General features: G+C 78.3%; 2 protein-coding genes and 1 pseudogene. 2 read left to right on the forward strand and 1 reads right to left on the reverse strand.

The annotated features are described in order from the left end of the window. The coding region (locus ACTUAL_RS16795) for a hypothetical protein (protein ID WP_440900927.1) at window positions 1–402 on the forward strand (402 nt) is incomplete at its 5' end. A 34-nt stretch (window positions 403–436) separates the two neighbouring features. Continuing rightward, on the forward strand, window positions 437–1,399 hold the full coding sequence (locus ACTUAL_RS16800) for a serine/threonine protein phosphatase (RefSeq protein ID WP_440900928.1): 963 nt from the start codon (window positions 437–439) through the stop codon (window positions 1,397–1,399). Between the two features lie 3 nt (window positions 1,400–1,402). On the opposite strand, the pseudogene ACTUAL_RS16805 reads toward ACTUAL_RS16800, so the two are convergent. Continuing rightward, window positions 1,403–1,627 (reverse strand): annotated as a pseudogene (locus tag ACTUAL_RS16805) (glycosyltransferase family 1 protein); the annotation flags it as partial.

A 1,627-nucleotide genomic window follows, 5' to 3' on the forward strand; every position in this document is an offset into this window, starting at 1 on the left:
GCGCACGTCGTCGTGACCTTCCCGCCGAAGGACGTGGACGTCGACCGGGCCCGCCTGGTCCTGACCGGCAGGCCCGGCCCGGCCACGCTGGTCGAGCTGCCCCCGCACGACGCCGACGCGTGGCTGGAGCTCCTGGAGGGCGTCCACGAGCGCCACGACCGCCTGGACGCCTGCGTGCACCGCGCCACCCCGGCCCCGCTGCGCCCGGCGGCGGAGGGCCAGGCGAAGGTCGCGGCAGGCCGCCTGGTGCTGCTCACCGGTCCCGGCGCCGACCCGGTGGAACCCCTGGCGGACCTGGACCTGCTGGTCGACGTGGTCCCCGTCCCCGCGCACGACCCGGACGACGCCCCGGCCGCCCACGACCGGGTCGCGCGGGCCGTGGCGCTGCGCTGCGCCCGCTGACCGGGGGCTCGACCCGCGCAGGCACGATCACCCCGTGCCCACCAGGACCGCCCGCCACCACGCCCTCGCCGCCGCCCTCGCCGCCCTGCCCGACGAGGAGCTCGCCGCCCGGCTCGCCGCGGCCGGGAGGATCGGCGTCGGCGTCGGCGGGGAGGCACTGGTCCTGGACGTGGCGGGCGCGCCGGTGTTCGCCAAGCGCGTCCCCCTGACCACCCGCGAGCTCGCCCACCCGCGCTCCACCGCCAACCTGTTCGACCTCCCCCTGCACCACCAGTACGGCCTCGGCGGCCCGAGCTTCTCCGCGTGGCGCGAGCTGGACGCCGCCGAGCGCGTCACCGGGGCCGTCCTGGCGGGCGAGGCCACCGCGTTCCCGCTGCTGCACCACTGGCGCGTCCTCCCCGGCGGGCCCCCGCTGACCGCCGACCGGGCCCCGGCCGACGACCCCGCCACCCGCGCCCGCCTCGAAGCCCTCGCCGCGGCCCCGAGCAGCCTCGTCCTGGTCACCGAGCACCTCCCCCTCTCCCTGGAGGACTGGCTCCGCGACGACCCCCTGGCCAAGGCCGAGGCACTGGCGCGTCAACTCGCCGACATCACGACGTCCCTGCGCCGCCTCGGCCTGCTCCACATGGACGCCCACTTCGGCAACCTGCGCGTGGCCGAAGGCCGCGTCCACCTCACCGACTTCGGCCTCGCCCTCTCCCCGCGCCACGACCTGTCCCCGGCCGAGCGCGACTTCGCCCGCCACCACGCGGGCTACGACGCCGACCACACCGCTGCGCGCCTGGTGAACTGGCTGGTGACCACGATCCACGCGCCCGAGGACCCGGCCACCCGCAACGCCCACGTGCGCCGCTACGCGCAGGGCGCCACCCCGCACGGCGTTCCCCCGCCCGTGGCCAAGCTCATCACCGGGCACGCCCCCGCCGCGGCGGCGATGAACGACCTCTGGTGGCGCCTGTTCGACGGCGAGCTCACCGCCCGCCACTCGGCCCCCTGACCCTCACCCCACCCCGGCCAGCCCGGCCCCCAGCCCGGCCCGCGCGTACCCCCGCTCGGTCTCCTCGGCGACCCGCTCCCACGAGTACCGGGCCCTGCCCCGGTCCACCCCGGCCTCCCCGTACGCCTCCCGCCGCGTCCGGTCCGCCAGCAGCGCCCGCAGCGCCAGCGCCAGCGCCCTCGGGTCGCGCGGCGGCACCAACCGCCCCGTCACCCCGTCCAGGACGCT

The organism is Actinosynnema sp. (assembly GCF_052038725.1).